Origin of the sequence: Streptomyces sp. NPDC020490, from assembly GCF_044335305.1 — a bacterium.
Taxonomy (GTDB): Bacteria; Actinomycetota; Actinomycetes; order Streptomycetales; family Streptomycetaceae; genus Streptomyces.
In genome coordinates this window covers 1-23,386 of sequence record NZ_JBIRUY010000006.1, presented here as the reverse complement: position 1 = coordinate 23,386, position 23,386 = coordinate 1, and the positions used below count along the sequence as shown (strand labels likewise).

General features: G+C 75.1%; 18 protein-coding genes. 10 read left to right on the top strand and 8 right to left on the bottom strand.

Annotated elements, in window-relative coordinates; all coding sequences use genetic code 11:
* On the bottom strand, positions 1-3,173 hold a 3,173-nt coding region (locus ACH4ZX_RS08890; RefSeq protein ID WP_398269729.1), incomplete at its 3' end, for a BTAD domain-containing putative transcriptional regulator.
* Between the two features lie 178 nt (positions 3,174-3,351).
* Between ACH4ZX_RS08890 and yaaA the strand changes: the two genes are divergently transcribed.
* On the top strand, positions 3,352-4,134 hold the full coding sequence (yaaA, locus tag ACH4ZX_RS08885; protein ID WP_398269726.1) for a peroxide stress protein YaaA: 783 nt from the start codon (positions 3,352-3,354) through the stop codon (positions 4,132-4,134).
* Between the two features lie 481 nt (positions 4,135-4,615).
* Here yaaA and ACH4ZX_RS08880 read toward each other — a convergent pair whose 3' ends face one another.
* Genes ACH4ZX_RS08880 through ACH4ZX_RS08870 form a run of 3 tightly spaced genes read right to left on the bottom strand, consistent with a single transcriptional unit; the run spans position 4,616 to position 7,503 of the window.
* Positions 4,616-5,905: a bifunctional RNase H/acid phosphatase gene (locus ACH4ZX_RS08880; RefSeq protein WP_398269723.1), complete on the bottom strand. Its 1,290-nt coding sequence runs from the start codon at positions 5,903-5,905 to the stop codon at positions 4,616-4,618.
* A gap of 9 nt (positions 5,906-5,914) precedes the next feature.
* The gene (locus tag ACH4ZX_RS08875; RefSeq protein ID WP_398270180.1) at positions 5,915-6,658 is read right to left on the bottom strand and encodes a zinc ribbon domain-containing protein; all 744 of its coding nucleotides are present in this window, start codon (positions 6,656-6,658) and stop codon (positions 5,915-5,917) included.
* Positions 6,655-7,503, bottom strand: a complete 849-nt coding sequence (locus ACH4ZX_RS08870) for a Nif3-like dinuclear metal center hexameric protein (RefSeq protein ID WP_398269720.1) — start codon at positions 7,501-7,503, stop codon at positions 6,655-6,657. The genes ACH4ZX_RS08875 and ACH4ZX_RS08870 overlap by 4 nt, the downstream gene beginning before the upstream one ends.
* Before the next feature lie 289 nt (positions 7,504-7,792).
* On the opposite strand from ACH4ZX_RS08870, the gene ACH4ZX_RS08865 reads away from it, so the two are divergent.
* Complete coding sequence (locus ACH4ZX_RS08865; protein ID WP_398269717.1) at positions 7,793-9,148, top strand: hypothetical protein; 1,356 nt, start codon at positions 7,793-7,795, stop codon at positions 9,146-9,148.
* 96 nt (positions 9,149-9,244) lie between these two features.
* Positions 9,245-9,400, top strand: a complete 156-nt coding sequence (locus ACH4ZX_RS08860) for a hypothetical protein (RefSeq protein WP_324788515.1) — start codon at positions 9,245-9,247, stop codon at positions 9,398-9,400.
* A 105-nt stretch (positions 9,401-9,505) separates the two neighbouring features.
* On the opposite strand, the gene ACH4ZX_RS08855 is transcribed toward ACH4ZX_RS08860, so the two are convergent.
* Genes ACH4ZX_RS08855 through ACH4ZX_RS08845 form a run of 3 tightly spaced genes read right to left on the bottom strand, consistent with a single transcriptional unit; the run spans position 9,506 to position 12,488 of the window.
* Positions 9,506-10,447, bottom strand: a complete 942-nt coding sequence (locus tag ACH4ZX_RS08855) for a 3-oxoacyl-ACP reductase (RefSeq protein WP_398269714.1) — start codon at positions 10,445-10,447, stop codon at positions 9,506-9,508.
* 59 nt (positions 10,448-10,506) lie between these two features.
* Complete coding sequence (locus tag ACH4ZX_RS08850) at positions 10,507-11,583, bottom strand: Zn-dependent alcohol dehydrogenase (RefSeq protein ID WP_398269711.1); 1,077 nt, start codon at positions 11,581-11,583, stop codon at positions 10,507-10,509.
* A gap of 47 nt (positions 11,584-11,630) precedes the next feature.
* Positions 11,631-12,488, bottom strand: coding sequence for a MaoC/PaaZ C-terminal domain-containing protein (locus tag ACH4ZX_RS08845; protein ID WP_398269708.1), 858 nt, complete (start codon positions 12,486-12,488; stop codon positions 11,631-11,633).
* A 317-nt stretch (positions 12,489-12,805) separates the two neighbouring features.
* Between ACH4ZX_RS08845 and ACH4ZX_RS08840 the strand changes: the two genes are divergently transcribed.
* Positions 12,806-14,233, top strand: coding sequence for a sensor histidine kinase (locus ACH4ZX_RS08840; protein WP_398269705.1), 1,428 nt, complete (start codon positions 12,806-12,808; stop codon positions 14,231-14,233).
* 917 nt (positions 14,234-15,150) lie between these two features.
* Entirely contained in the window at positions 15,151-15,783 is a 633-nt protein-coding gene (locus tag ACH4ZX_RS08835) for a response regulator (RefSeq protein ID WP_398270177.1), read from the top strand.
* A gap of 73 nt (positions 15,784-15,856) precedes the next feature.
* On the opposite strand, the gene ACH4ZX_RS08830 is transcribed toward ACH4ZX_RS08835, so the two are convergent.
* Positions 15,857-17,281, bottom strand: coding sequence for an MFS transporter (locus ACH4ZX_RS08830; RefSeq protein WP_398269702.1), 1,425 nt, complete (start codon positions 17,279-17,281; stop codon positions 15,857-15,859).
* A 300-nt stretch (positions 17,282-17,581) separates the two neighbouring features.
* Between ACH4ZX_RS08830 and ACH4ZX_RS08825 the strand changes: the two genes are divergently transcribed.
* The 5 genes from ACH4ZX_RS08825 to ACH4ZX_RS08805 all read left to right on the top strand — a co-directional run bounded on the left by ACH4ZX_RS08825 (position 17,582) and on the right by ACH4ZX_RS08805 (position 23,295).
* Positions 17,582-19,315, top strand: coding sequence for an MFS transporter (locus ACH4ZX_RS08825; protein ID WP_398269699.1), 1,734 nt, complete (start codon positions 17,582-17,584; stop codon positions 19,313-19,315).
* A gap of 276 nt (positions 19,316-19,591) precedes the next feature.
* Entirely contained in the window at positions 19,592-20,287 is a 696-nt protein-coding gene (locus ACH4ZX_RS08820) for a class I SAM-dependent methyltransferase (RefSeq protein ID WP_398269696.1), read from the top strand.
* Between the two features lie 22 nt (positions 20,288-20,309).
* Complete coding sequence (locus ACH4ZX_RS08815; RefSeq protein ID WP_398269693.1) at positions 20,310-21,302, top strand: N-acetylmuramoyl-L-alanine amidase; 993 nt, start codon at positions 20,310-20,312, stop codon at positions 21,300-21,302.
* A gap of 117 nt (positions 21,303-21,419) precedes the next feature.
* Complete coding sequence (locus tag ACH4ZX_RS08810; protein ID WP_398269691.1) at positions 21,420-22,178, top strand: hypothetical protein; 759 nt, start codon at positions 21,420-21,422, stop codon at positions 22,176-22,178.
* A 106-nt stretch (positions 22,179-22,284) separates the two neighbouring features.
* Complete coding sequence (locus tag ACH4ZX_RS08805; protein ID WP_398269688.1) at positions 22,285-23,295, top strand: LLM class F420-dependent oxidoreductase; 1,011 nt, start codon at positions 22,285-22,287, stop codon at positions 23,293-23,295.
* Positions 23,296-23,386: the final 91 nt, after the last annotated feature.

Sequence of the window (23,386 nt, the reverse complement as noted above, 5' to 3'; positions counted from 1 at the left end):
CGCGTGCGCGCCGGCGCGGGGGCCGCCCCCCCCCCCCCCCCCCCCCCCCGCGCCCCCCCCGCCCCCCCCCCCGGGGGCCCCGCCCCCCCCGGCCCCCCCCCCGCCCCCCCCCCCGCGTCCGGGTGCGAGCGGTCCTGGAGCCCGCACACGCCCGCGCTCGCCGCGAGCAGCCGCGCGGCCTGCTCGGGTTCGTCGCGGCGCAGGGCCAGGTCCGCCACCCCGACGACGGTCCGGGCGAGCAGCGGCGCGTATCCCGCCTCGGCAGCGGCCGCGCAGGCCGCCGCGCGGTGCGTCCGGGCCTCGCCGAGGTCGTGGGCGAGGTAGCCGAGCAGGTCGTGCGTCACCGCGCGGACGTTCGCCATCTGCGCCTCGTCGCCCAACGCGGCCGTCGCGAGGCCGAGTTGCCGGTGTGCCTCCTCGGTGTCGCCGGCCCACCGGGCGAGTTCCGCCCTGGACAGGGCCAGTTCGGCCAGCGCGTCCGGCCAGGTGACCCGCTGCGCGTGCCGCCGCGCCTCGGCGAGGGCGGCGGCCGCGGCGTCCCGGTCGCCCAGCAGCCAGTGCAGCTGAGCCTGCCGCGACCGCATCCGGATGACGTCCTCGGTGGCGCCGGCCTCGGTGACGACCGCTATCGCCTGCTCGTAGGAGTCGCGGGCGCGGGCGAGGTCGCCGCGCGCGGCGAGGCGGTCCGCCAGCTCGGTCAGCGCGAACGAGATGCCGAACCGCTCGCCGAGCGCCCGGAACTCGGCGAGCGCCGTCTCCAGGTACGCGTCCGCGTCCCGTCCGTCCCGTCCGCCCCGGCCGAGCACGATCCGCATCTTGCCCAGGTGCAGCCGTGCCAGCGCGCGCACCCAGGGGTCCTCGTTGTCGAGCAGCGGTTCGAACGCGGGCAGGAACTCACCGGGCGCCCGCAGCAGGTGCTCCAGCGCGTCGACCAGCCCCAGCAGCGGGTACCGGCGCGGGCTGCGGCGGCTGAACCGGTGCGCCTCGCGGATCCACTCGGCGGCCTGGCGTTCGTCGCCCCGCCCGGAGCTGACGAACAGCACGACCAGCGCGTACGCCATGGCCCGGACCTCGTCGGTCACCTCGCCGGGGACGCGGGTGGCCGCGGTGAGCAGTTCCAGGCCCTCGGTGCGGTGCCCGCCGAGCCACCAGTACCAGCCGGCGCCCGCCGCGAGCCGCATCGCCGCCTGTGCCTCGCCCGCCGCCAGCGCGCCGCGCATCGCGGCGCCGATGTTGTCGTGCTCGGCCTCGAGGATGGCCAGCCACTCGAGCTGTTCGGCCCGGCGCAGGTGCGGTTCGGCGGTCTCGGCCAGCTCGGTGAAGCAGGCCAGGTGCGCGCGGCGGGCCCGGTCCGACTCGCCCGCCTCCGCGAGCCGGTGCCGGGCGTACTCCCTGATCGTGCCGATCATGCGGTAGCGCGGGGCGCCGTCGCCCTCGGCGCGCAGCAGCGACTTCTCGGCGAGCGCGGTGAGCAGGTCGAGCACCTCCTCCGGCTCGACCGGGTCGCCCGCGTCACCCGCGTCGCCCGCACAGACCCGTTCGGCCGCCTCCAGGCTCGCCCCGCCGGAGAACACCGAGAGCCGGCGCAGCACCGCCCGCTCGGCGTGGGTGAGCAGCTCCCAGCTCCAGTCGATCGCCGCGCGGAGCGTCCGGTGGCGGGGCAGCGCGGTCCGGCTGCCGCCGGTCAGCAGGCGGAAGCGGTCGTCGAGGCGGGCCGCGAGCTGGTCGACGGACATGGTGCGCAACCGGGCCGCGGCCAGTTCGATCGCCAGCGGGATCCCGTCCAGGGCCCGGCACACACGTGCCATCGTCGCCAGCGTGCGGGCGTCGGCCGAGAGATCGCGGCGCACCGCCCCGGCCCGGTCCCGCAGCAGCCGGACCGCGGGTGAGGACGCGATCTCGTCGGGGGTCGCGTCCGGCTCCGGCAGGGCCAGCGGCTCGACCTGCCACACCGCCTCGCCGGTGATGCCGAGCGGTTCCCGGCTGGTCGCCAGGATCCGCAGCCGCCGGCACTCCCCGAGCACCCGGTGGGCGAAGACCGCCGCGGACTCGATCACGTGCTCGCAGTCGTCCAGGATCAGCAGCGCCTCCCGCTCGCGGATCGCGGCGACGAGCCGGTCCGTCGGTTCGGCGTTCGCGGCCCCGCCGAGCAGGGCGTCCCGCAGGCCGAGTCCGGCGAGCGTCGACTGCGCTACGTCGGCCACGTCGCCGTTCGCCCGGACGGCGGCGAGCTCCACCAGCCAGGCCCCGTCCGGCAGGCCGTCGAGGAGCGTGCGCGCGGTCTCCGCGGCCAGCCGGGACTTGCCCGAGCCGGCCGGCCCGATCACGGTGGTCAGCCGGTGCCCGGCGACGAGACCGCGGACGGCGGCGACATCGGCGTCCTTGCCGACGAAGGCGGTCAGCTCGGCCCGCAGGTTGGTCGCGCGCCCCTCCTGTCGCCGCCCCCGCTCGCCCCGCAAGAGTGCGAGGTGCAGCTCGGCCAGGTCCGGCGAGGGGTCGACGCCCAGCGCGTCGGCCAGTGCCTCCCGCGCCCGCTGGTACACCAGCAGCGCCTCGCTGTCGCGGCCGGCCGCGGCGAGGGCGCGCATCAGCGCGGCGACGAGCCGTTCCCGCAGCGGGTGCGCGGCCACCAGGTCGGACAGCTCCGTGACCGTGTCCGCCGCCTGCCCGAGGGCGGCCTCCGCGTCGTACCGCTCCTCCAGGGCGGTCAGCCGCAACTCCTCCAGCCGGGCGGCCGCGGCGCCGCACGCGGCGCTGTCGTGGAGGCCGACGTCCTGCAGGGCCGCCCCGCGCCACAGGCCGAGGGCCTCGCGCAGCAGCCGCACCCGCCGGGAGGCGTCCTCGGCGCCCGGGCCTGTGCTGAGGAGGCGCTCGAACCGCACGGCGTCGACGGCGTCGGGGTCCACCGCCAGCCGGTACCCGGCCGGATGCCCCTCGACCACTCCGTCCGGCAGTGCCTTCCGCAGCCGGGAGACCAGGCGCTGCAGGGCGTTCGTCGCGTCGGCGGGCGGGTGCTCGCCCCAGATCCAGTCGACCAGTGACGTCCTGGGCACCACCTGCCCCGGCCTGAGCGCGAGGGCGGCCAACAGCCCGCGCAGGCGTACGCCCGGCACGTCGACCGAGGCGCCGCCATCCGCACGGACCTCCAACGGACCCAGCATCCCGATCTGCACCCGCTGATCTTGCCACGGTCGGCGGGTGCTTCCAGGCCGACGACGCCTCGCCGAGGGGGAGTTGAACGGGCGCCGGGTGGCCGCCGGGCGGGCCGCGAGAGGCGGGGCGGCACGGGCGTCCCGGTGCGGTCGCGGCCCCCGTACGCTGGCGCAGAGCTGAACCGAAGGAGATCCGTCCGTGCTTGTCCTGCTGCCCCCGTCCGAAGGCAAGGCCTCCCCCGGCCGTGGCGCCCCGCTGAAGTTGGAGTCGCTGTCGCTGCCGGGACTGACCGCCGCCCGCGAGGCCGTCCTCGACGAGCTGGTCGAACTGTGCGCCGGGGACGAGGACAAGGCGCGCGAGGTGCTGGGCCTGACCGAGGGGCTGCGCGGCGAGGTCGCGAAGAACGCCGCCCTGCGCACCGCCGGCACGCGGCCCGCCGGGGAGATCTACACCGGCGTGCTGTACGACGCCCTCGGCCTGGCGTCCCTGGACACGGCGGCGAAGGAGCGGGCGGCGCGCTCGCTGCTGGTCTTCTCCGGGCTGTGGGGAGCGGTCCGGGTGACCGACGAGATCCCGTCCTACCGCTGCTCGATGGGCGTCAGACTGCCCGGGCTCGGGGCGCTGGCCGCGCACTGGCGGGCGGCGATGGCGTCCGTGCTGCCGGAGGCGGCCGGGGAGGGCCTGGTGCTGGACCTGCGGTCCTCCGCGTACGCCAACGCGTGGAAGCCGAAGGGCGAGGTCGCGGGGCGGACGGCGACCGTACGGGTGCTGCACGCGCCGACCCGGAAGGTCGTCAGCCACTTCAACAAGGCGACCAAGGGCCGGATCGTCCGGAGCCTGCTCACGGCGGGCGCGGCGGTGTCGACACCGGGTGAGCTGGTGGAGGCCCTGCGCGACCTCGGCTACGCCGTCGAGGCGCAGGCGCCCGCGGCGGCGGGGCGGGCCTGGGCACTGGACGTGCTGGTCGACCAGGTGCACTGAGTTCGCGCGGCGAGGCCGAGACCGACCGGACATCGGGGCCGCGCGCCCGCGCCGGAGCGCCGACGGCTGCCCGACGTCGGCTCTGCGGCCGGACCTGAACGGCGCCGGCCGAGGCCTCGGCGCCACCGGGGGGCGGGGCGGGGGCAGCCCGAGGCCCTGGCGCGCCGCGCGGCCGACCTCCGGCCGCGCGACTGACCGGACAGACCTGGGGGCAGGCCGAGGGCCAAGCAGGCCGGGCAGGCCGAGCAGCCGTTCAAGCCGGAGAGCCGAGCAGCCGGGCGGGCGGGAGATCCGGGCGGAACGGATAGGCCGGAGGGCCGGGCAGGCCGAGCAGCCGGGCGGGCGGGAGATCCGGGCGGAACGGATAGGCCGGAGGGCCGGGCAGGCCGAGCAGCCGGGCAGACCCGGGGCCCAGGCGGGCCGAGCAGCCTGAGGGCCGGGCCGTCGGGCAGGTCCGGGGGTGAGCGCGTCGGGGCGCTGGTCAGCGTAGGTGGGAGGTGTCGTTGAAGAGGCGGACGCTTGCGTTGCCGTCTGCGTAGTAGGCGACTGCCGAGAGGGAGGCCGCCGACAGTTCCATGCGGAACAGGGACTCCGGTGGGGCGCCCAGGGCGAGCCGTATGAGCGTCTTGATCGGCGTCACGTGGGTGACGAGCAGGACCGTGCGGCCCGCGTACGCCGCGGTCAGCTTGTCGCGGGTGGCGGCGATCCGGGTGGCGGTGGACGCGAAGCTCTCGCCGCCTCCGGTCGGCTCGGCCTCCGGGTCGGCGAGCCAGGCGTTCAGGTCGTCCGGGTGACGTTCGCGGACCTCGGCGAAGGTGAGGCCCTCCCAGGCGCCGAAGTCCGTCTCGCGCAGGCCGTCGTCGACGCTCACCTCCAGGCCGAGGCGTTCGGCGACGATGCCGGCGGTCTCGCGGGTGCGGGCGAGGGGGGAGGCGACGATGTGCTGGATCGTGCCGCGCCGGGCGAGCGCGGCCGCGGCCCGCTCGGCCTGCTCCCTGCCGACGTCGGAGAGCGAGGGATCGCTGCCGCCGGACCCGGAGAACCGCTTCTGCGGGGTCAGCGGCGTCTCCCCGTGCCGCAGCAGCACGAAGGTGGCCGGGGCCCCCATGTCGGCGGGGGCCCAGCCGGGAGAGGCCACGGTGCGCGCGGCACGGACGTCGGCGTCGGCCTTGGCGGCCTCGCCGCCGGGCGGAGTGCCGGCTCGGTCACGGCCGCGCGCCGGCGCCTCGCGCGCCTTCGCCGCGCCGGTCCTCGCGTCGCCGGGCGGGGCCGTCGGCTCGGCGGGGGACGCGGCCTGCGCGGCCTGCGCGGCCGCCTCGGCCGTGGAGGCCGGCGCCGACGCTGGCGCCGTCCACTGCTCGCCCCGGGCCCCGGCGTCCATCGCCTCGTTCGCCAAGCGGTCCGCGTGCTTGTTCCGGTCCCGCGGGATCCACTCGTACGTCACCCGGTCCGGCGGGAAGACCCGCGCCGCCTGCATCGCCAGCGGCTTCATGTCGGGGTGCTTGATCTTCCAGCGCCCGGACATCTGCTCCACGACGAGCTTGGAGTCCATGCGGACGTGCACGGTGGCCGACGGGTCCAGCCGGTGCGCTGCCCGCAGGCCCGCCAGCAGGCCCCGGTACTCGGCCACGTTGTTCGTGGCGACGCCGATGTACTCCGCGGTCTCCGTCAGGGTCTCCCCCGTCGCCGCGTCGCGCACCACGGAGCCGTACCCCGCGGGTCCCGGGTTGCCCCGCGACCCGCCGTCGGCCTCGACGACGAACTCCCGCACGACCGGCCCCTACAGGCCGGACTCGGCAGTGCGCACCAGGATGCGGCGGCAGTTCTCGCAGCGCACCACCGTGTCGGGGGCGGCCGCGCGGATGTCGTTGATGTCGGTGATGGACAGCTCCTGGCGGCAGCCCTGGCAGGTGCGCTGGTACAGCTTCGCCGCGCCGATGCCGCCCTGCTGCTCGCGCAGCTTGTCGTAGAGCTTCAGCAGGTCCGCGGGGACGGAGGCGGCGACGACCTCGCGTTCCTTGGTCACCGACGCCACCTCGCCGTCGATCTCCTCGAAGGCGGCGGCCCGGCGGGCGGTCGCGTCGTCGATCTTCGACTGGACGGAGGCGACGCGCTCGGTCAGCTCGCTCACCCGCTCCTGCGCGGACTCGCGGCGCTCCATGACCTCCAGCACGATGTCCTCCAGGTCGCCCTGCCGCTTGGCGAGGGAGGCGATCTCCCGCTGGAGGTTCTCCAGGTCCTTGGGCGAGGTGATCGCGCCGGAGTCCAGGCGCTGCTGGTCGCGGACGGCGCGCTGGCGCACCTGGTCCACGTCCTGCTCGGCCTTGGTCTGCTCGCGGGCGCAGTCGCTCTCCTCGGTCTGCGCGGCCACCAGGAGGTCGCGCAGCTGGGTTGCATCCTTCGTCAGCGACTCGATCTCGGCGTGCTCTGGCAGCGACCTCCGCTTGTGCGCGAGCTGCTGCAGGCGCACGTCGAGGGCCTGGACGTCGAGGAGTCGGATCTGGTCGGCGGGCGCGGCGTTCAGTTGGGGGCTCCAGGTGAAGGGGAGTGACTGGTCCAGGGGTCGGTGACCGTCTTGGAGACGTGGACGCGCAGGTCCCATCCGTGCCGGTCGGAGATTTCGTCGAGCTGGCTCGCGGCCAGCTCGCACCAGGGCCACTCGGTGGCCCAGTGCGCCGCGTCGAGCAGCGCGAGGGGACGGTGGGCGCCGGCCGCCATGAACTCGGAGGCCGGGTGGTGGCGCAGGTCCGCGGTGAGGAAGGCGTCGACGCCGGCCGCCCGGACGTGGTCGAAGAGGCTGTCGCCGGAGCCGCCGCTGACCGCGACGGTGCGGATCGGCATCTCGGGGTCGCCGGCGACGCGGATGCCCTGCGCGGTGGCGGGCAGCCGCTCGGCGGCGCGGGCGGCGAACTCGCGCAGCGGCAGCGGGTGGTCCAGTTCGCAGACGCGGCCGAGGCCGCGGCGGCCGTGCGGGTCGTCCGGGTCGGGGTCGAGCGGGCCGGTCACCCGCAGGTCCAGCGCGCCGGCGAGCGCGTCGCTGACGCCCGGGTCGGCCGTGTCGGCGTTGGTGTGGGCGACGTGCAGGGCGATGTCGTTCTTGATCAGCGTGTGCACCACGCGGCCCTTGAAGGTGGAGGCCGCGACCGTCGTCGTCCCGCGCAGATAGAGCGGGTGGTGGGTGACCAGCAGACCGGCGCCCAGTTTCACCGCCTCGTCGACGATCTCCTGGACGGGGTCGACGGCGAACAGGACGCGGGTGACCTCCTGGTCGGGGTCGCCCACGACCGTGCCGACCGCGTCCCAGGACTCGGCCCGCTCGGCGGGCCACAGGTTCTCCAGCGCGGCGATGACTTCAGACAGACGGGGCACGGCAAAAGGCTACCTGCCTGCACCGCGCCGCTGAACCGGTGCCGGGCACCGGCTCCGAAGACCGGCTCCGGGGACGGGCTCCGAGCACCGCTCCGAGGACTGGTGCCGGGCACCGGCGCGGAGGACCGGCGCCGGGGACCGTGCGGGGCCGGGCCCACCTCAGCCAGCACACGGGCCGTCGCATCCTCAGGCGAATCGTTCCTGGGCCACCCTTATGTGTGAAGCGGCCGCCAGCCTGTCCCCGCCTGCGCGTACGAAAACTAGCGTCGTCGCAGGAGGTGACCAGACGATGACGGCCTGTGCGATCGAGCCCGGGACGGCGCCCGGGGACGGCGCCCCGCGGGCGGGCTGCTGCACGATCACCGTGGACGGCTCCTACGCCGCCCGCCTCGCGCCGGACGGCGACTCCTGGTTCCCGGAGCGCTGGACACTCGACGGTCCCGAGCCGTACGCCGTCCCGCTGCCCGGCAGCCGGCCGGAGCAGCCGGGCAGCGAGGTGTCGCCGATGGGCGACGGGCGGGTGCTGATCCGCCGGACGACCGAGGGGCGGCACGTCTTCGCGCTGCTGTACCCGACCGGACCGGGCACGGGTGAGCTGCCGCTCGGGACGGTCGAGTGCCCGGAGCCCGGCAGCCGGCTGCGGCTGCTGCCGCCGGCGCCGGGCGGCGAGCGGGCGTACGCCCTCGTCGTGGGCCGGCGCTCCAGCACGGTGTGGCGGGTGGTGGGCGGCGCCTTCGGGCCGGAGCCCGTGGCGGAGATCCCGGGGCGCTGCTCGGGCGGGGTGTGGCTGGAGCGGTCGGGGCGGATGCTGGCCCTGGACCGGGAGACCGGCGGCCGGACCAAGACGGTCGTGGCCGACCTGGAGCGGGGCGGCGAGATCTCGCCGCTGTTGCAGATCGCCGCCGACAGCGACGACCGGCTGCTGCTCGCCGACCTGGACAGCGGGCTGCTGCTGATCAGCTCGGACGCGCCCTCGCCCGGACAGGAGCGGCTGGGCTGGGGCGTGCTCGGCAGCACCCTGCCGGTGCGCTTCCCCGAGAGCCTGCGGCTGCCCGGCTGCGCGGTGACGCCGTTCGCGATCCAGCCGGGGCAGGTGCTGACGCCGGAGAGCTGTGCGGTGGCGCTGCGCATCGACGGTCCGGCCGGCGGCTGGGTCGGGGTGTGGCGGCCGGAGGGACGGCGGATCCACCATCTCCCGGCGCCCGAGGGGTGGTTGGCGGGCGCCGGGCTGTGCACGCCGGACGGTGTGCTGCTGCTGCCGTACGCGACGGGCGAGGTGCCGTGCGGCGTGGCGCGGGTGCCGGCGCCCGTACGGCAGGCGGAGAGCGACGCCACGGCGGTACGGGCGGTGTGGGAGCGCGTGACCCCGCCCCCGGAGGGCGCGAACCCCGTGCGGGAGGGCGCTTCCCCGGCCCCGGGGGGCGCGAACCGCGCGTCGCCGGGCGGCTCGCCTCCGCCGGGCGGCGCGTCACCGCGGGGCGGCGCGTCACCGCGGGACGGCGCGTCACCGCGGGACGGCGCATCACGGCGGGACGGCGCATCACCGCGGGACGGCGCGTCACCGCGGGACGGCGATCCGGAGCGCTCCGCGCCGCGTCCGGTGCCCTTGCAGCAGGCGCCGTTGGGGGGTCTTGTAACGAAATAGTCCCGGTCGGCCGGTCGCCTGGATCCGGCCCTCGGGGGGCTGGATAGACTCGCCGGGCTGTAAAGAGATCATGTTTTGACGGGGTGAAAAGTTCCGATGAGCGACGCACGTATCATGCAGCCGCTGCCCGCCGAAGCCCGGGAGGACACCGGCCACGGCCGGCACCGGGGCCCGATCTCGGCACAGGACGGTGACACGGCCCCTCACGGCCGGCACCGCAAGCCCGCCGAGGACGCGGAAGCAGCGGCCTGACACATGCACGACGGGGGCCCGCACGCCGGACGGCGTGCGGGCCCCTCCGCGTGTCCGCCCCGGACCGCCCCGGCTCCGCTCGCGGCTACTCACGGCTGCTCGGGGCTACTCGCGGCTGAGCCGCAGCACCTCCGCCGCCCCGAACGTCTCCCCGGCCGGCCGCTCCGCGTAGTGCGGGGTGAGCAGCGCGTCCAGTTCGTCGTGGGTGAAGGTGTCCTGCTTGCTGTCGAACTTCGCACGCACCCGCGGCCGTTCGACGACGGCCACCATGCCGCCGTGCACGACGAGCAGCTGGCCGTTGATCCGGGAGGCGGCCGGAGACGCCAAGTAGCCGACGAGGGGGGCGACATGTTCGGGGGCGAGCGGGTCGAGGCCGCCGTCGGCCGGGCCGGCGAGGCCGGCGAAGACGTCCTCGGTCATCCGGGTACGGGCGCGCGGGCAGATCACGTTCGCGGTCACGCCGTACTTGGCGAGCGCGAGCGCCGTCGAGGTGGTCAGCCCGACGATTCCGCCCTTCGCGGCGGCGTAGTTGGGCTGCCCGGCGGATCCGGCGAGGAACGCCTCCGAGGAGGTGTTGACGATCCGCCCGTACACCGGCGCGCCGGTCGCCTTGGACCGCTCCCGCCAGTGCGCCGCGGCGAAGCGGGTGGTGTTGAAGTGCCCCTTGAGGTGGACGCGGATCACCGAGTCCCACTCGTCCTCGGTCATGGAGAAGACCATGCGGTCGCGCAGGATGCCCGCGTTGTTGACCAGGATGTCGAGATGGCCGTACTCGGCGATCACCGACTCGACCATCTCGCGGGCCTGGGCGAAGTCGGACACGTCTCCGGTGTGGGCCAGCGCCGTGCCGCCCGCGGCGCGGATCTCGGCGGCGACCTGCTCGGCGGGGCCCGCGGAGGCGTTCCCCGAGCCGTCCCGGCCCGGCTGCCCGTAGTCGTTGACGACGACGGCCGCGCCGAGCCGGGCGAGTTCCAGCGCCTCGGCGCGGCCCAGCCCCCGGCCGGCTCCGGTGACAAGGGCGGACAGTCCTTCCAGTGGCAGCGACACGGACACTCCCGTCATCCCGTCATCCCGTCATCCCGTCATCCCGTCATCCCGTCATCCCGTCAGATCTCGACGCACGTGCGCAGCGCGGTGCCCGTGCGCATCTGCTCGATCGCCTCGTCGATCCGGGCCAGCGGCACCCGGTGCGTGATCAGGCCCGCGAGGTCGACGCGGCCCGCCCGCCACAGGGCGATGGTCCGCTCGTAGGAGCGCAGGATGTCGCCGCCGCCGTACAGGGAGGGCAGGATGCGCTTCTCGTCGAAGAACGGCTCGAACATGTTGAGCTGGAGGAAGTCGTCCATGGCGCCCGCGCCGACCACGACCAGGGTGCCGCCGCGCCGGGTGTTCTCGTACGCCGCACGGGCGGTGGCCGACTTGCCGACGACCTCGAAGACGTAGTCGAAGCCCTCGCCGCCGGTGACCTGCTGCCTGGCGTCGGCCAGTTCGTCCGGCGGCACGGCGCTCGTGGCGCCGAACCGCAGCGCGGCCTCCCGGCGCGAGGCGACCGGGTCCACGGCGACGATCTCGGCGGCGCCCTTCAGCCGCGCCCCCTGGACGGCGCAGACGCCGACGCCGCCGCAGCCGATCACGGCGACCGACGAACCGGCCTCCACGTCGGCGGTGTTGAGGGCGGCGCCGAGCCCGGTGGTGACCCCGCAGCCGATCAGCGCGGCGATGTCGAAGGGCACGTCGTCCGGGATCGGCACCGCGCAGCCGGCGTCGACGACGACCTCCTCGGCGAAGGTGCCGGTCCCGGCGAAGCCGAACAGGTCACCGGCGGGGCGGCGGAAGTTGGGCGTGCCCGCGTTCATGAACCCGGCCAGGCACAGCTCGGTCTGGCCGCGCCCGCAGGCGGGGCAGCTGCCGCAGGCCGGCAGCCAGCACACGACGACCCGGTCGCCGGGCTTGACGTGGCCGACGCCCTCGCCGACCTCCAGGATCTCGCCCGCGCCCTCGTGCCCGGGCACGAACGGCGCCGGCTGCGGCAGCACCCCGCTCATCGCGGACAGGTCGGAGTGGCACAGCCCCGTGGCGCGCACCCGGATCCTGACCTTGCCGGGCCCGAAGCCCACCGCCTCGACGTCGTCGAGGACCTCCAGCTTGTCCTGGCCGATCTCGTGCAGTACCGCTGCGCGCATGGTGCGGCTCCCCTCAGGTCATCCAGGGTTCACAGGTCATCCGGGGTTCAGGAGTGTTCGACGAACGTGTCGGCGAGGACGGGGGCGTCCGCCCGCTCGACGGCGGTGACGGTCACCCGTACCCGGCCGGTCTGCCGCCACATGCGGATGCGCAGGGTCTCGCCCGGGTACACGACCCCGGCGAACCGGGTGGCGTACGAGCGCACCCGGCCGGTGTCGCCGTCGAGCAGCGTGTCGACGACCGCCTTGAGCGTCATGCCGTAGGTGCACAGGCCGTGCAGGATGGGGCGTTCGAATCCGGCGCGCTTTGCGAAGTCGGGGTCGGCGTGCAGCGGGTTCCAGTCGCCGCTGAGGCGGTAGAGGAGGGCCTGGTCCTCGCGGACCGGCCGCTCGACGGTCCGGTCGGGCTCGCCCGTGGGCGGCTCGAGCCGGGCGGAGGGGCCGCGGTCTCCGCCCCAGCCGCCCTCGCCGCGTACGAAGATCTGGGCGTCGTTGGTCCACAGCGGGCCCTCGGCGTCGGCGGCCTCGGTGCGCAGGACGAGGACGGCCGCCGTGCCCTTGTCGTACACGGCGGCGACGCGGGAGGTGGCGGTGGCGGTGCCCTCGACCGGGATCGGACGGTGGACGGTGAGGGTCTGGCCGCCGTGCAGGACCCTGGCGAGGTCGACGTCGACGCCCGGCATGGACAGGCCGCCGATCACGCCCGGCGCGCCCGCGCCCGCGACGGTGGCGAAGCTCGGCAGGACGTGCAGCCGGGACTCCAGGGTGTAGCGCAGCTCGTCGGGGTCCGTGGCGGGGACGCCCGCGCCGATGCCGAGATGGTAGAGCTGGACGTCCTTGCGGTCCCAGGCGATCTCCGCGGAACGGGGTCCGGCGGCGAGGGCCTTGGCTGCGTCGATGGGCATGGGGCTCCTGGAGGTGACGGCGGGAAGACCCCGGTGCGGCCGTCCGCACCGTCGGCCGCACCGGGGTCGCTGCGGGCCGACCTAGAACGCGTTCCAGTCCGGCGCCCTCTGTATAGCCCAGGGTCCCGCAGTTGTGAAGGCTCCTGACGGCGCGTCAGGTCGCGGGGCCGGGATGCCGGGACATTTGTCCCGTGGGAGTCCGTACGGGTGCCCCTGCCGGACGGGGCGGCCGGTGCGTAGCGTCGTCGGCACGACCGAGGGGGCCGTGCCGTCGTACCGGCGGTCCGGGCCCCGCCGTACGAACGGGGAGCAGAGTGATGGACTGGTTTCGCAAGAAATCGCGCGGATTTCGCGGGGCCTCGTGCCGAGGGGACGCGAGGGAGGCCACGCGGCGGGCGGGCGGGCGCGCCACGCGGCGGGCCGGCGGGCGCGCCGTGCGGCCGGGCGGGTCGGTGCCCGAGGATCCCGGGCCGCCCGCCTCCGGGTTCTCGCTGCTGCCCTGGCTGCTGATGGGGATGGGCGCGTTCTCCAACCTCTTCCAGGGCGAGACCCCCAACCCGTTGATCGGCGGCCTGGGCCTGCTCACCTTCAACTCCCTCTACATCTACGTGGCGTTCCGCTCCTTCGTGAAGGAGACCCGCGCGGCGGTGTCGACGCGGGCGGCACTGGCGGTGATGGCGCTGCTGACCTGCGGTCTCGCCATCGGCTACGGCGGCAACTGGCTGCTGTTCTTCCCGCTGCTCGGCCTCGCGACGGGGGCGGCGCTGCGGGGACCCCGGCTGCGCTGGACGGGCACGGGCGTCGCCGTCCTCGCGGCGTCGGTCTGCTGCGCCCGCGAGGGCTGGAGCGGTCTCGGCATCGCGTACGCCACCTGGATCTCGACGATGGTGACGGCGGCGATCCTGTCGCTGTCGGAGGCGGTACGGGAACTGCGTGCCGCCCGTGAGGAACTGGCCCGGCGCGCGGTCGAGAAGGAGCGGCTGCGGTTCTCCCGCGACCTGCACGACCTGCTCGGGCACACGCTGTCGGTGATCGTGGTGAAGTCGGAGGCGGCGCGGCGGCTCGCGCCGCGGGACCTGGACGGGGCGCTCACGCAGGTCACCGACATCGAGTCGGTCGGCCGGCAGGCGCTCACGGAGATCCGCGAGGCGGTGACCGGGTACCGCGAGGGCAGCCTCGCCACAGAACTGGACCGGGCCCGCTCGGTGCTGACGGCGGCCGGTGTCGAGCCCGTGGTCACGCGGTCCGGACCGCCGCTCGCCCGGCAGACGGAGGCGCTGCTGGGGTGGGTGGTGCGGGAGGCCGTGACGAACGTCTTACGGCACAGCGGGGCGAGCCGCTGCGAGATCGCCCTCGACGGCACCCCCGAGCGGGTCAGCCTGACGGTCACCGACAACGGCGGCACCCGGGACGCCGGGACGGCGGGGGCCGGGGGCGCGCTGGGTGCCGGCGGGGTTGGGGACGCTGGGGGTGTCGGGGGTGTCGGGGATGCCGACTGCATCGGTGGCGGGGGCAACATGGGCGGTGCAGGCGGTGCGGGCGGTGCGGGCAGCGCGGGCGGTGGCACGGGCCTGAGGGGCCTCATGGAACGCCTCACCGTGGCGGGCGGGAGCCTACGGGCCACCGCGTCACCGCACGGCTTCACGATCACCGCCGAACTGCCGGCGGACTCGGCGGACTCCGCCCCACTTCCACCCCAGACGGGGTCACCGCTGCCGACGGGCACCACAGCCGGGACGCCGTGACCGCCCGCCGCCCGGCGGCCGTCGCCACCGGCCGGGTGACCGGCCGGGCAACCGGCCGGGTGACCGGCGGCCAGGTGAGCGGTGGCGGCCGACCAGCCGACCCGTCGCCCTGCGGCGAGGAGCCACACCACGGCCGCGGGAGACCGGGCGGCATGGCCACCGCCGCCGACGGCACCGCGTCCCGGACGAACGCGCCGGGAAACCGCGGACCGGCCAGGCGGGCCGGGATGTCACGGGCCGGAGGGAAGGCCGGGGCTGTCATGGGCCGGCCGGATTGCAGCGGGCCGGACGAGCGGGCGGGGGTGTCGCGAACCGGACTCGGACCGGCCGAGGCCGCAGCCGACCGGAATCGGACCGGGGCATCACGAACCGGGCCCGGACCAACCGGGTCGCAGCGGGCCGGGTGTCGCGGACCGGCCCCGGACCGGCCGAAACCGCACGGGGCCAGACAAGCAGACCAGAGCATCACGAACCGGGCCCGGACCAACCGGGTCGCAGCGGGCCGGGTGTCGCGGACCGGCCCCGGACCGGCCGAAGCCACACCGGGCCGGACAAGCGGGCTCTGGGCTCGGAGGGGCCGGGGCCGCACCGGGCCGGACAAGCGGGCTCTGGGCTCGGAGGGGCCGGGGCCGCACCGGGCCGGACAAGCAGACCAGGGCATCGCGGACCGAACCCGGACGGACCGAGGCCACACCGGGCCGGACAAGCAGACCGGGATGCCGCAGACCGGACCCGGGACCGGTCGAGGCCGCAGCCAGCCGGGGGCCGCGGACCGGGATGCCGCAGACCGAACCCCGACCGGCCGGGGCCGCAGCCAGCCCGACGAGCGGCCCCGGCCCGCACGGGCCAGGGGGTCGCGGGCCCGGCTCGGACGGGCCGGGGCGGCGCGGGCGCTCTACGCTGGGCCCGTGGACGAGATGCCCCGGGATCACCGGCCGGGTAAGTGCGTGCGGGTCCTGCTCGCCGAGGACCAGGGAATGATGCGGGGCGCCCTCGCCCTGCTGCTCGGCATGGAGGACGACATGGAGGTCGTCGCCCAGGTCGGAAGGGGCGACGCCATCGTGGACGCCGCCCTCCTGCGCCGCCCGGACGTGGCCCTGCTGGACATCGAGCTGCCCGGCATGAGCGGTCTGGACGCCGCCGCCGCACTGCGCGACCAGGTGCCCGACTGCCGGGTGCTGATCCTGACCACCTTCGGCCGCCCCGGCTACCTGCGGCGGGCCATGGAGGCCGGAGCCGCGGGGTTCCTGGTCAAGGACGGGCCCGTGGAGGAACTGGCGGCCGCGATCCGCCGGGTGCTGACCGGCGAGACCGTGATCGACCCCGCGCTGGCCGCGGCGGCGCTGAGCGCCGGGCCCAGCCCGCTCACCCCCCGGGAGTGCGACGTCCTCAGGGCGTCCGCGGACGGCGCGACGGTCGCCGACATCGCCGCCCGGCTGCACCTGTCGGAGTCCACCGTCCGCAACTACCTCTCCTCCGCGATCGGCAAGACCGGCACCCGCAACCGCATGGAGGCGATGCGGGAGGCACGGCAGCAGGGCTGGCTCTGAGGGCACGGTCCGCCGCCTCCGCCGGCCGGTGGGCCGCGCCCGGCCTCCCGGCGGCGCGGGACGCCCTCCCGTCTCACCCGGCGGAGCCCCTGCGGGGCAGCCAGGCCAGCATCAGCAGCGTCCCCCCGAGCAGCACGCCGGCCCCGGTGCGGAACACCAGGGCGTATCCGTCCGTCAGCGCCGCCGGGGTGTCGCTGCCCGCCGAACGGGCCGCCGCGATCGTCGACATCACCGCGAGGCCGAGCGAACCGCCCATCGTGCGAGAGGTGTTGATCAGTCCGGAGACCAGACCGGCCTCCCCCGGCGCCGCACCGGACGTGGCGAGCGCGGCGAGCGGGGTCGCCGTCAGGCCCGCGCCCAGCATCATCAGGATGCCGGGGAACATGATCTCGGTCAGGTACGCGCCCCGTGGAGTCATCGCCGACTGCCAGCCGAAGCCGGACGCCGCCACCAGCGTCCCGAGCGCGGCCACGGTGCGCGCGCCGGACACCCGCATGAAGCGGGGCGCCGCCTTCGACCCGACGAGCACGGCCAGGGAACTCGGCACCAGGGCGAGACCGGCCTGGAGCGGGGTGTAACCCAGCACGTTCTGGGCGTACAGCGTCATGAAGAACCACATGCAGAACATCGCGGAGCCGCTCAGGAACATCGCGGCGTTCGCCGACGACACCGCCCGCATCCGCAGCAGCCCGAGCGGCATCAGGGGGGCCGCCGTGCGCGCCTCGACCGTCAGGAAGAGCGCCATCAGCGCGAGCCCGGCGGCGAGCGGCGTCAGGGTGGCCGCCGCCGTCCACCCCTCGGCCTCGGTCTGCGAGATGCCGTACGCCAGGGTGGCGAGCCCGGCCGTCACCAGCACCGCGCCCGGCAGGTCGAGGCGGCGCCCGTCGCCGTTGCGGCTCTCCACCAGCCAGCCGTAGGCACCGGCGAGGACGACCGCCCCGACCGGCACGTTGATCAGCAGCACCCACCGCCAGGACAGTCCGTCCACCAGCAGCCCGCCGACGAGCCCGCCCGCGGCCCCGCCGCCCGCGCCCACCGCGGTCCAGGTGGCGATCGCCCGGGCCCGCGCCGGGCCCTCGGGTACGGCGGAGGTGAGGATGGTGAGCGTGGCGGGCGCGAGAACCGCCGCCCCGAGCCCCTGCACGGCGCGCGCGAGCAGCAGTTGGGCGCCCTCCCGGGCCAGTCCGCCGCCCAGCGAGGCCAGCGTGAACAGGGCGAGCCCGACCAGGAACATCCGCTTGCGCCCGTAGAGGTCGCCGGCCCGCCCGCCGAGCAGCATGAACCCGGCGAAGGCGATCGCGTACGCGTTCACCACCCACTGCAGCCCCTGGGCGCTCAGTCCCAGGTCGGCCCGCATGGACGGCAGCGCCACGTTGACGACGGAGACGTCGAGGACGACCAGGAACTGTCCGGCGCAGGCGAGCGCGACGACCAGCCAGGTGGGAGGCGCGCCACGACGACGGAAGGTGCGGGTGGTGCCCTCAGCGGCTCCGAGCATGGGTGCCATGCTCTCAACCCGGCGGCGCCCGGCGCATCGGGATTTCGCTCCGGACCGATCTCCGTCGTCGGACCCAGGACCACCCACCGGTCGCCGGACCCAGGACCGCCCACCGGTCGCCGGACCCAGGACCGCCCACCGGTCGCCGGACCCAGGGCCGCCCACCCCGGGACCGTACGGCTGACTGAAGGTCAGATCTTCATGGGCCGGTCAAGAATTCGTTAGGGACCCGAAGCAACGGAATAGTTGCTCATGCATACGAGGTTTACCAGGCACTTATCTCACTGGAGGCCTCATCCCATGACCCACACGACGAACGACCAGCCCGCCCGGGCGGCGAGCGGGGCCGTGGTCCCGGTCCTCGCCTTCGCGGGGATCGTTGTCGCGGTGATGCAGACCCTGCTCGTCCCGGTCATCAAGGACCTGCCGCAACTGCTGGACACCGACCCCAGCAACGCCACCTGGGTCCTGACCTCGACACTGCTCTCGGGTGCCGTCGCCACCCCGATCATGGGCCGCCTCGGCGACCTGTACGGCAAGCGGCGCATGCTCATCGTCAGCCTCGCGGTGATGGTGGCCGGCGCCCTGGTCAGCGCGCTCACCAGCACGCTGCTGCCGATGATCGCCGGCCGTACCCTCCAGGGCTTCGCGATGGGCGCGATCCCGCTCGGCATCGGCCTGATGCGCGACATGCTGCCCCGCGAGCGGCTCGGCTCGGCCATGGCCCTGATGAGCTCCTCGATCGGCGTCGGCGGCGGGCTCGCGCTGCCGCTCGCGGCCCTGGTCGCCCAGCACGCCGACTGGCACGCCCTGTTCTACGGCGCCGCCGGCCTCGGCGCCCTCTCGATCGCCCTCACCCTCCTCGTCGTACCCGAGACCCCGATGCGCGCCGAGGGGTCCTTCGACCTGCTGGGCGCGCTCGGTCTGTCCGCCGGTCTGGTGCTGTTCCTGCTGCCGATCACCAAGGGCAGCGACTGGGGCTGGTCCTCGGGCACCACGCTCGGCCTGTTCGGCGCGGCGGCCGTCGTCCTGCTCCTGTGGGGCGTGCTGGAGCTGCGCCTCCAGGCCCCGCTGGTGGACCTGCGCACCACGGCCCGCCCCGCGGTCCTCTTCACCAACCTCGCGTCGATCATGGTGGGCGTCAGCTTCTACGTCGTCTCGCTCGTCCTGCCCCAGCTGCTCCAGCTGCCGAAGGCGACCGGTTACGGCCTCGGCCAGTCGATGGTGGTCGCCGGTCTGATCGTCGCGCCGCTGGGCCTGACGATGATGTTCACGGCGCCGGTGTACGCCCGCCTGTCGGCGCGGTACGGCCCGAAGGTCACGCTCATCCTCGGCATGCTGATCATCGGGATCGGCTACGGCGCCGGCCTCGGCCTGATGAGCGCCCCCTGGCAGAGCCTCGTCATCTCGGTGATCCTCGGCGCGGGCATCGGGCTGGCCTACTCCTCGCTCCCCGCCCTGATCGTCGGCGCGGTCCCGGCCTCGGAGACCGGCGCCGCCAACGGCCTGAACACCCTGATGCGCTCCATCGGCACGTCCGTGTCGAGCGCCGTCATCGGCATGGTGCTCGCCAACACCGCGAACGACGTCGGCGGCGTCGCGGTCCCGACCCTGCACGGCTTCCGGGTCTCCTTCCTGATCGCGACGGGCGCGGTGGCCGTCGGCCTGCTGATGGCCGTGTTCCTGCCCCGGCCCGACCGGGCGCCGCGGCTGCGCGCGAGCAGCGAGGAGGAGGCGAACCTGGCGCGCGCCGAGGAGGCGCTGCGCGGCTTCCGCGGCCGGGTGCTGGACGCCTCCGGCGCCCCGGTGGCCCGCGCCAAGGTCACGCTCATCGACCGGCGGGGCCGCCAGGCGGGCGCGACGCTGTCCGCGCAGGACGGCAGCTACGCCCTCGCCGTGCCGTCCGGGGGCGCGTACGTGCTCGCCGCGCGGGCGGCCGGGCACGGCCCGCTCGCCTCGTCGGCGACGCACGGCGGCGACGAGGGCGCGGTGGAGGTGGACCTCCCGCTGCCGGGCACCGCGGTCTCGGCGTAGCCGAACCGGCCCTCGCCGGACCCTCGCCGACCCCCGTCCGATCCCTCACCGGCCCCTCACCGGACCCTCGCCGACCCCCGTCCGATCCCTCACCGGCCCCTCACCGGACCCTCACCGGACCCTCGCCGACCCCCGTCCGATCCCTCACCGGTCCCCCACCGGACCCTCGCCGACCCCCGTCCGGCTCCTCGCCGCACCCCCGTCCGGCTCCTCGCCGCACCCCCGTCCGGCCCCTCGCCGCACCCCCTGTCGCCCGGCGGCAGGGGGTGCGGCAGCATGGGGCGCCGAGACGACCGCTACGGAAAGGCGTATCCGATGCCCGTGCCCGCGGCACCCAAGCCGGAGATCCTGGCCGCGTTCGAGGCCGCCAAGGGGTTCATGCCCGTGCACGAGGGCCTCGCCCTGTACGCGGCGGCCGCCGAGGCGGGCGGGCTCGGGCTGCCGCTGCTGGAGGTCGGCACGTACTGCGGCCGCTCCACGATCCTGCTCGCCGACGCGGCCCGCCAGGCGTCGGTCACCGCGCTGACGGTCGACCACCACCGCGGCAGCGAGGAGCAGCAGCCGGGCTGGGACTACCACGACCCGGAGACGGTGGACCCGGAGCTCGGCCTGATGGACACCCTGCCGACGTTCCGCCGCACCCTGTACCGGGCGGGCCTGGAGGACCACGTGGTGGCCCTGGTCGGGCGTTCCCCGCAGGTGGCGAAGGTCTGGGCCGCTCCGCTCGGCCTCGTCTTCATCGACGGCGGCCACACCGACGAGCACGCCACCGCGGACTACGAGGGCTGGGCCCCCCATGTGGCCCAGGGCGGCCTGCTGCTCATCCACGACGTCTTCCCGGACCCGAAGGACGAGTTCACCGGGCAGGCCCCGTACCGCGTCTACCTCAGGGCACTCGCGTCCGGCGCCTTCACCGAGGTCTCGGTGACCGACTCGTTGCGTGTCCTGCGGCGAACGGGGGCGGGGATCTGAGCGCGCGGTTAGAGTCGCTGACGTGTCGTACGTAGGCCCGGACTTCGATCCGCCCCAGCCCCGCCGCTCCCGCCGTCCGCTGACCGTCGCCGTCGCCGCGCTGGTGCCGGGCGCGCTGCTCGGGTGGCTGGCGTACCAGGCCGTGGGCGCCTCCGGAGACGACGGCGGCCAGGACCGGGCGTCCGTCGCCACGTCCGCGTCCGCGTCGGCGTCGTCCGGCGGCCCGGCCGCCCCCACGGCGTCCTCGTCCGCAACGTCCTCGGCGTCCGCGACCGGCGACGACGAGCGGCCGGCGTCGCCCGCGCCGTCCTCCGCCCGGTCCGCGCCCGCCGCCTCCGGCCCCCTCAAGGGCAAGGTCGTCGTCATCGACCCGGGACACAACCCGGGCAATTTCCAGCACACCGCCGACATCAACCGGAAGGTGAACATCGGCACCAACCTCAAGGAGTGCGACACCACGGGCACGTCCACCAACGCGGGTTACTCCGAGGCCCGCTTCACGCTGGACGTCGCCCGTCGGCTGCGGACGATCCTGCAGAAGCAGGGTGTGACGGTGAAGTTCACGCAGGACGGCGACCGTCCCTGGGGTCCGTGCGTCGACGAGCGTGCCCGCGTCGGCAACGCCGCCCACGCCGACGCCGCGATCTCCATCCACGCGGACGGCGCCGCGGCGGGCGACCGCGGCTTCCACGTCATCCTGCCGGGCGCGGTGCACGCGGGCGCCGCCGACACCCGTCCGATCGTCGATTCCTCCGCCGATCTCGGCGAGCGCGTGGCGGGCAATTTCGTCCGCGCCACCGGCAGCGCGCCGTCCAATTACGTCGGCGACGGCACCGGTCTCGTCACGCGTAAGGACCTGGGCGGTCTCAATCTCTCAACGGTTCCCAAGGTGTTCATCGAGTGCGGGAACATGCGCGATAGCAAGGACGCGGCACTGCTGACGAGCGGAGACTGGCGACAGAAGGCCGCGCAGGGGATCTCTGAAGGAATCGTGGGTTTCCTGCGCGCTTCGTGAACCAGCACGCGCGACCCGGCGAACACACGTGCCCGGCGGACGATAGTGTCTACCGACGACGAGACGACCTGAGAAGGACCTGAAGTGAATATCCGCTCCCTCACTCGAGGCGACGGCGTGGTGATCGGAGCAGCGGTATTGCTGTTCATCGCGTCGTTCCTCAAGTTCTATTCCGCCGACGGGTTCAACTGGAACCAGAACGCGTGGGACAGCCTCGGCACCGGTTTCGGCCTCTACATGGGCGGAGTCATCGGTGCCGCTCTGATCGTCGTCAACCGCTCCCTGCCCCAGCAGCGCAAGGTCGCGGGCCTCGACCTGGGTGCGGCGGGCACGGCGTTCGCGATTCTCACCGCGTGGACGCTGTTCTGGACCCTGGTGGACGTGCCGGACGGCGTCAGCGCCGGCGCGGGCCTGGTCCTCGGCTTCATCGCCGCTCTCGTCCTGGCCGGCGCGGCGGTCGCCACCCCGCTGGTCCCGGCGCTGCAGGCCGCGCTCGTCCCCGCTCCCGGGCCCGCCGCGCCGCAGCCCTACGGCGGTCAGCCGCAGGGCGGTTACGGCTACCCCGGCGCCGGAGCCGGCGCCCCGGCGCAGCCGTACGGCGGTCAGCCGCAGCCGGGCCAGCCGCAGCCGGGGCAGCCGGTGGGCGGTCAGCCGCAGCAGACCCCGCCGCCGGCCGCCGACTTCTCGCCGTTCTGGTTCGCCGTGCCGGTGGCGCGGCCGCTGTTCGCCGAGGACGGCTCGCCCACGCCGATCGCCGAGCTCGCGCCGGGCACCTGGTACCTGGCGGTCGAGCAGCGCGGACCGAGTCTGGTCGCGCAGACGCAGGACGGCCGTCGCGGGGTGCTGCAGGACACCTCCGGCATCCAGCGCGGCTGACCGCCGCGGTCCGTCGCACGGCCCCTCGCCCTTCCGGGCGGGGGGCCGTTGTCGTACAGTCGCAGCCCCGGACGGTTACTGACGGTCCGTCAGAAAGGTGGGCGCCATGCGGCTCGGTCTCGCGCTCGGCTACTGGGGACGCGGCCCCCGCGCCGACCACGTGCCGCTGGCCCAGGAGGCCGAGCGGCTCGGCTACGACTCCGTGTGGACCGCGGAGTCGTGGGGGTCGGACGCCTTCACCCCGCTGACCTGGATCGCGGCGCACACGTCGACGATCAAGCTGGGTACGGCCGTTGCCCAGATGGCCGCCCGTCCGCCGACCACCACCGCCATGCACGCGCTCACCCTCGACCACCTCTCCGGCGGCCGCGTGCTGCTCGGCCTCGGACTGTCCGGGCCGCAGGTGGTGGAGGGCTGGTACGGCAGGCCGTTCCCGAGGTCGCCGCTGACGGCGACCCGGGAGTACGTCGACGTCGTACGGCAGGTGCTGCGGCGCGCCGCGCCGGTCGCGCTCGACGGCCGGTTCCACTCCCACCCCTACCGGGGCGCGGACGGCACCGGGCTCGGGAAGCCGCTGAAGCCCATCACCCACCCCCTGCGGCCCGGTCTGCCCGTGCTGCTGGGCGCGGAGGGCCCGAAGAACGTCGCGCAGACGCTGCGGATCGCCGACGGCTGGCTGCCGCTGTACTGGTCGCCGACGCGGCCGGAGGCGTACGGGCCCGCCGTCGGGGACGTGCGTCCCGGATTCCTCGTCGCCCCGCTGGTCCAGGTCCGGGTCTGCGACGACGTGGCGGAGGGACTCGCGCCGGTCAAGGCCATGCTCGGCTTCTACATCGGCGGCATGGGCCACGCCGCCCGCAACTTCCACGCCGACCTGATGGCCCGCATGGGCTACGAGGAGCAGGCGCGCCGGATCCAGCGGCTGTTCCTGGACGGCAGGCGCGAGGAGGCCGTCCGCGCGGTGCCGGACGCCTTCGCCGACGAGATCTCCCTGGTCGGCCCGCCGGAACGGATCGCCGAGCGGCTTCAGGCGTGGCGCGCGGGACCGGTGACGGACCTGCTGGCGCTGGTCCCGGACCGGCGGACGCTGCGCGTCCTGGCCGAGCTCAACTCCTAGTACTGCAACGACACTCCGTGACGTGGAGTGTTGCGCGTCGTTGGTCACTTTGTGACGGGAGAGATAGCTGACGAGTGGTCAGTTCTGTTCG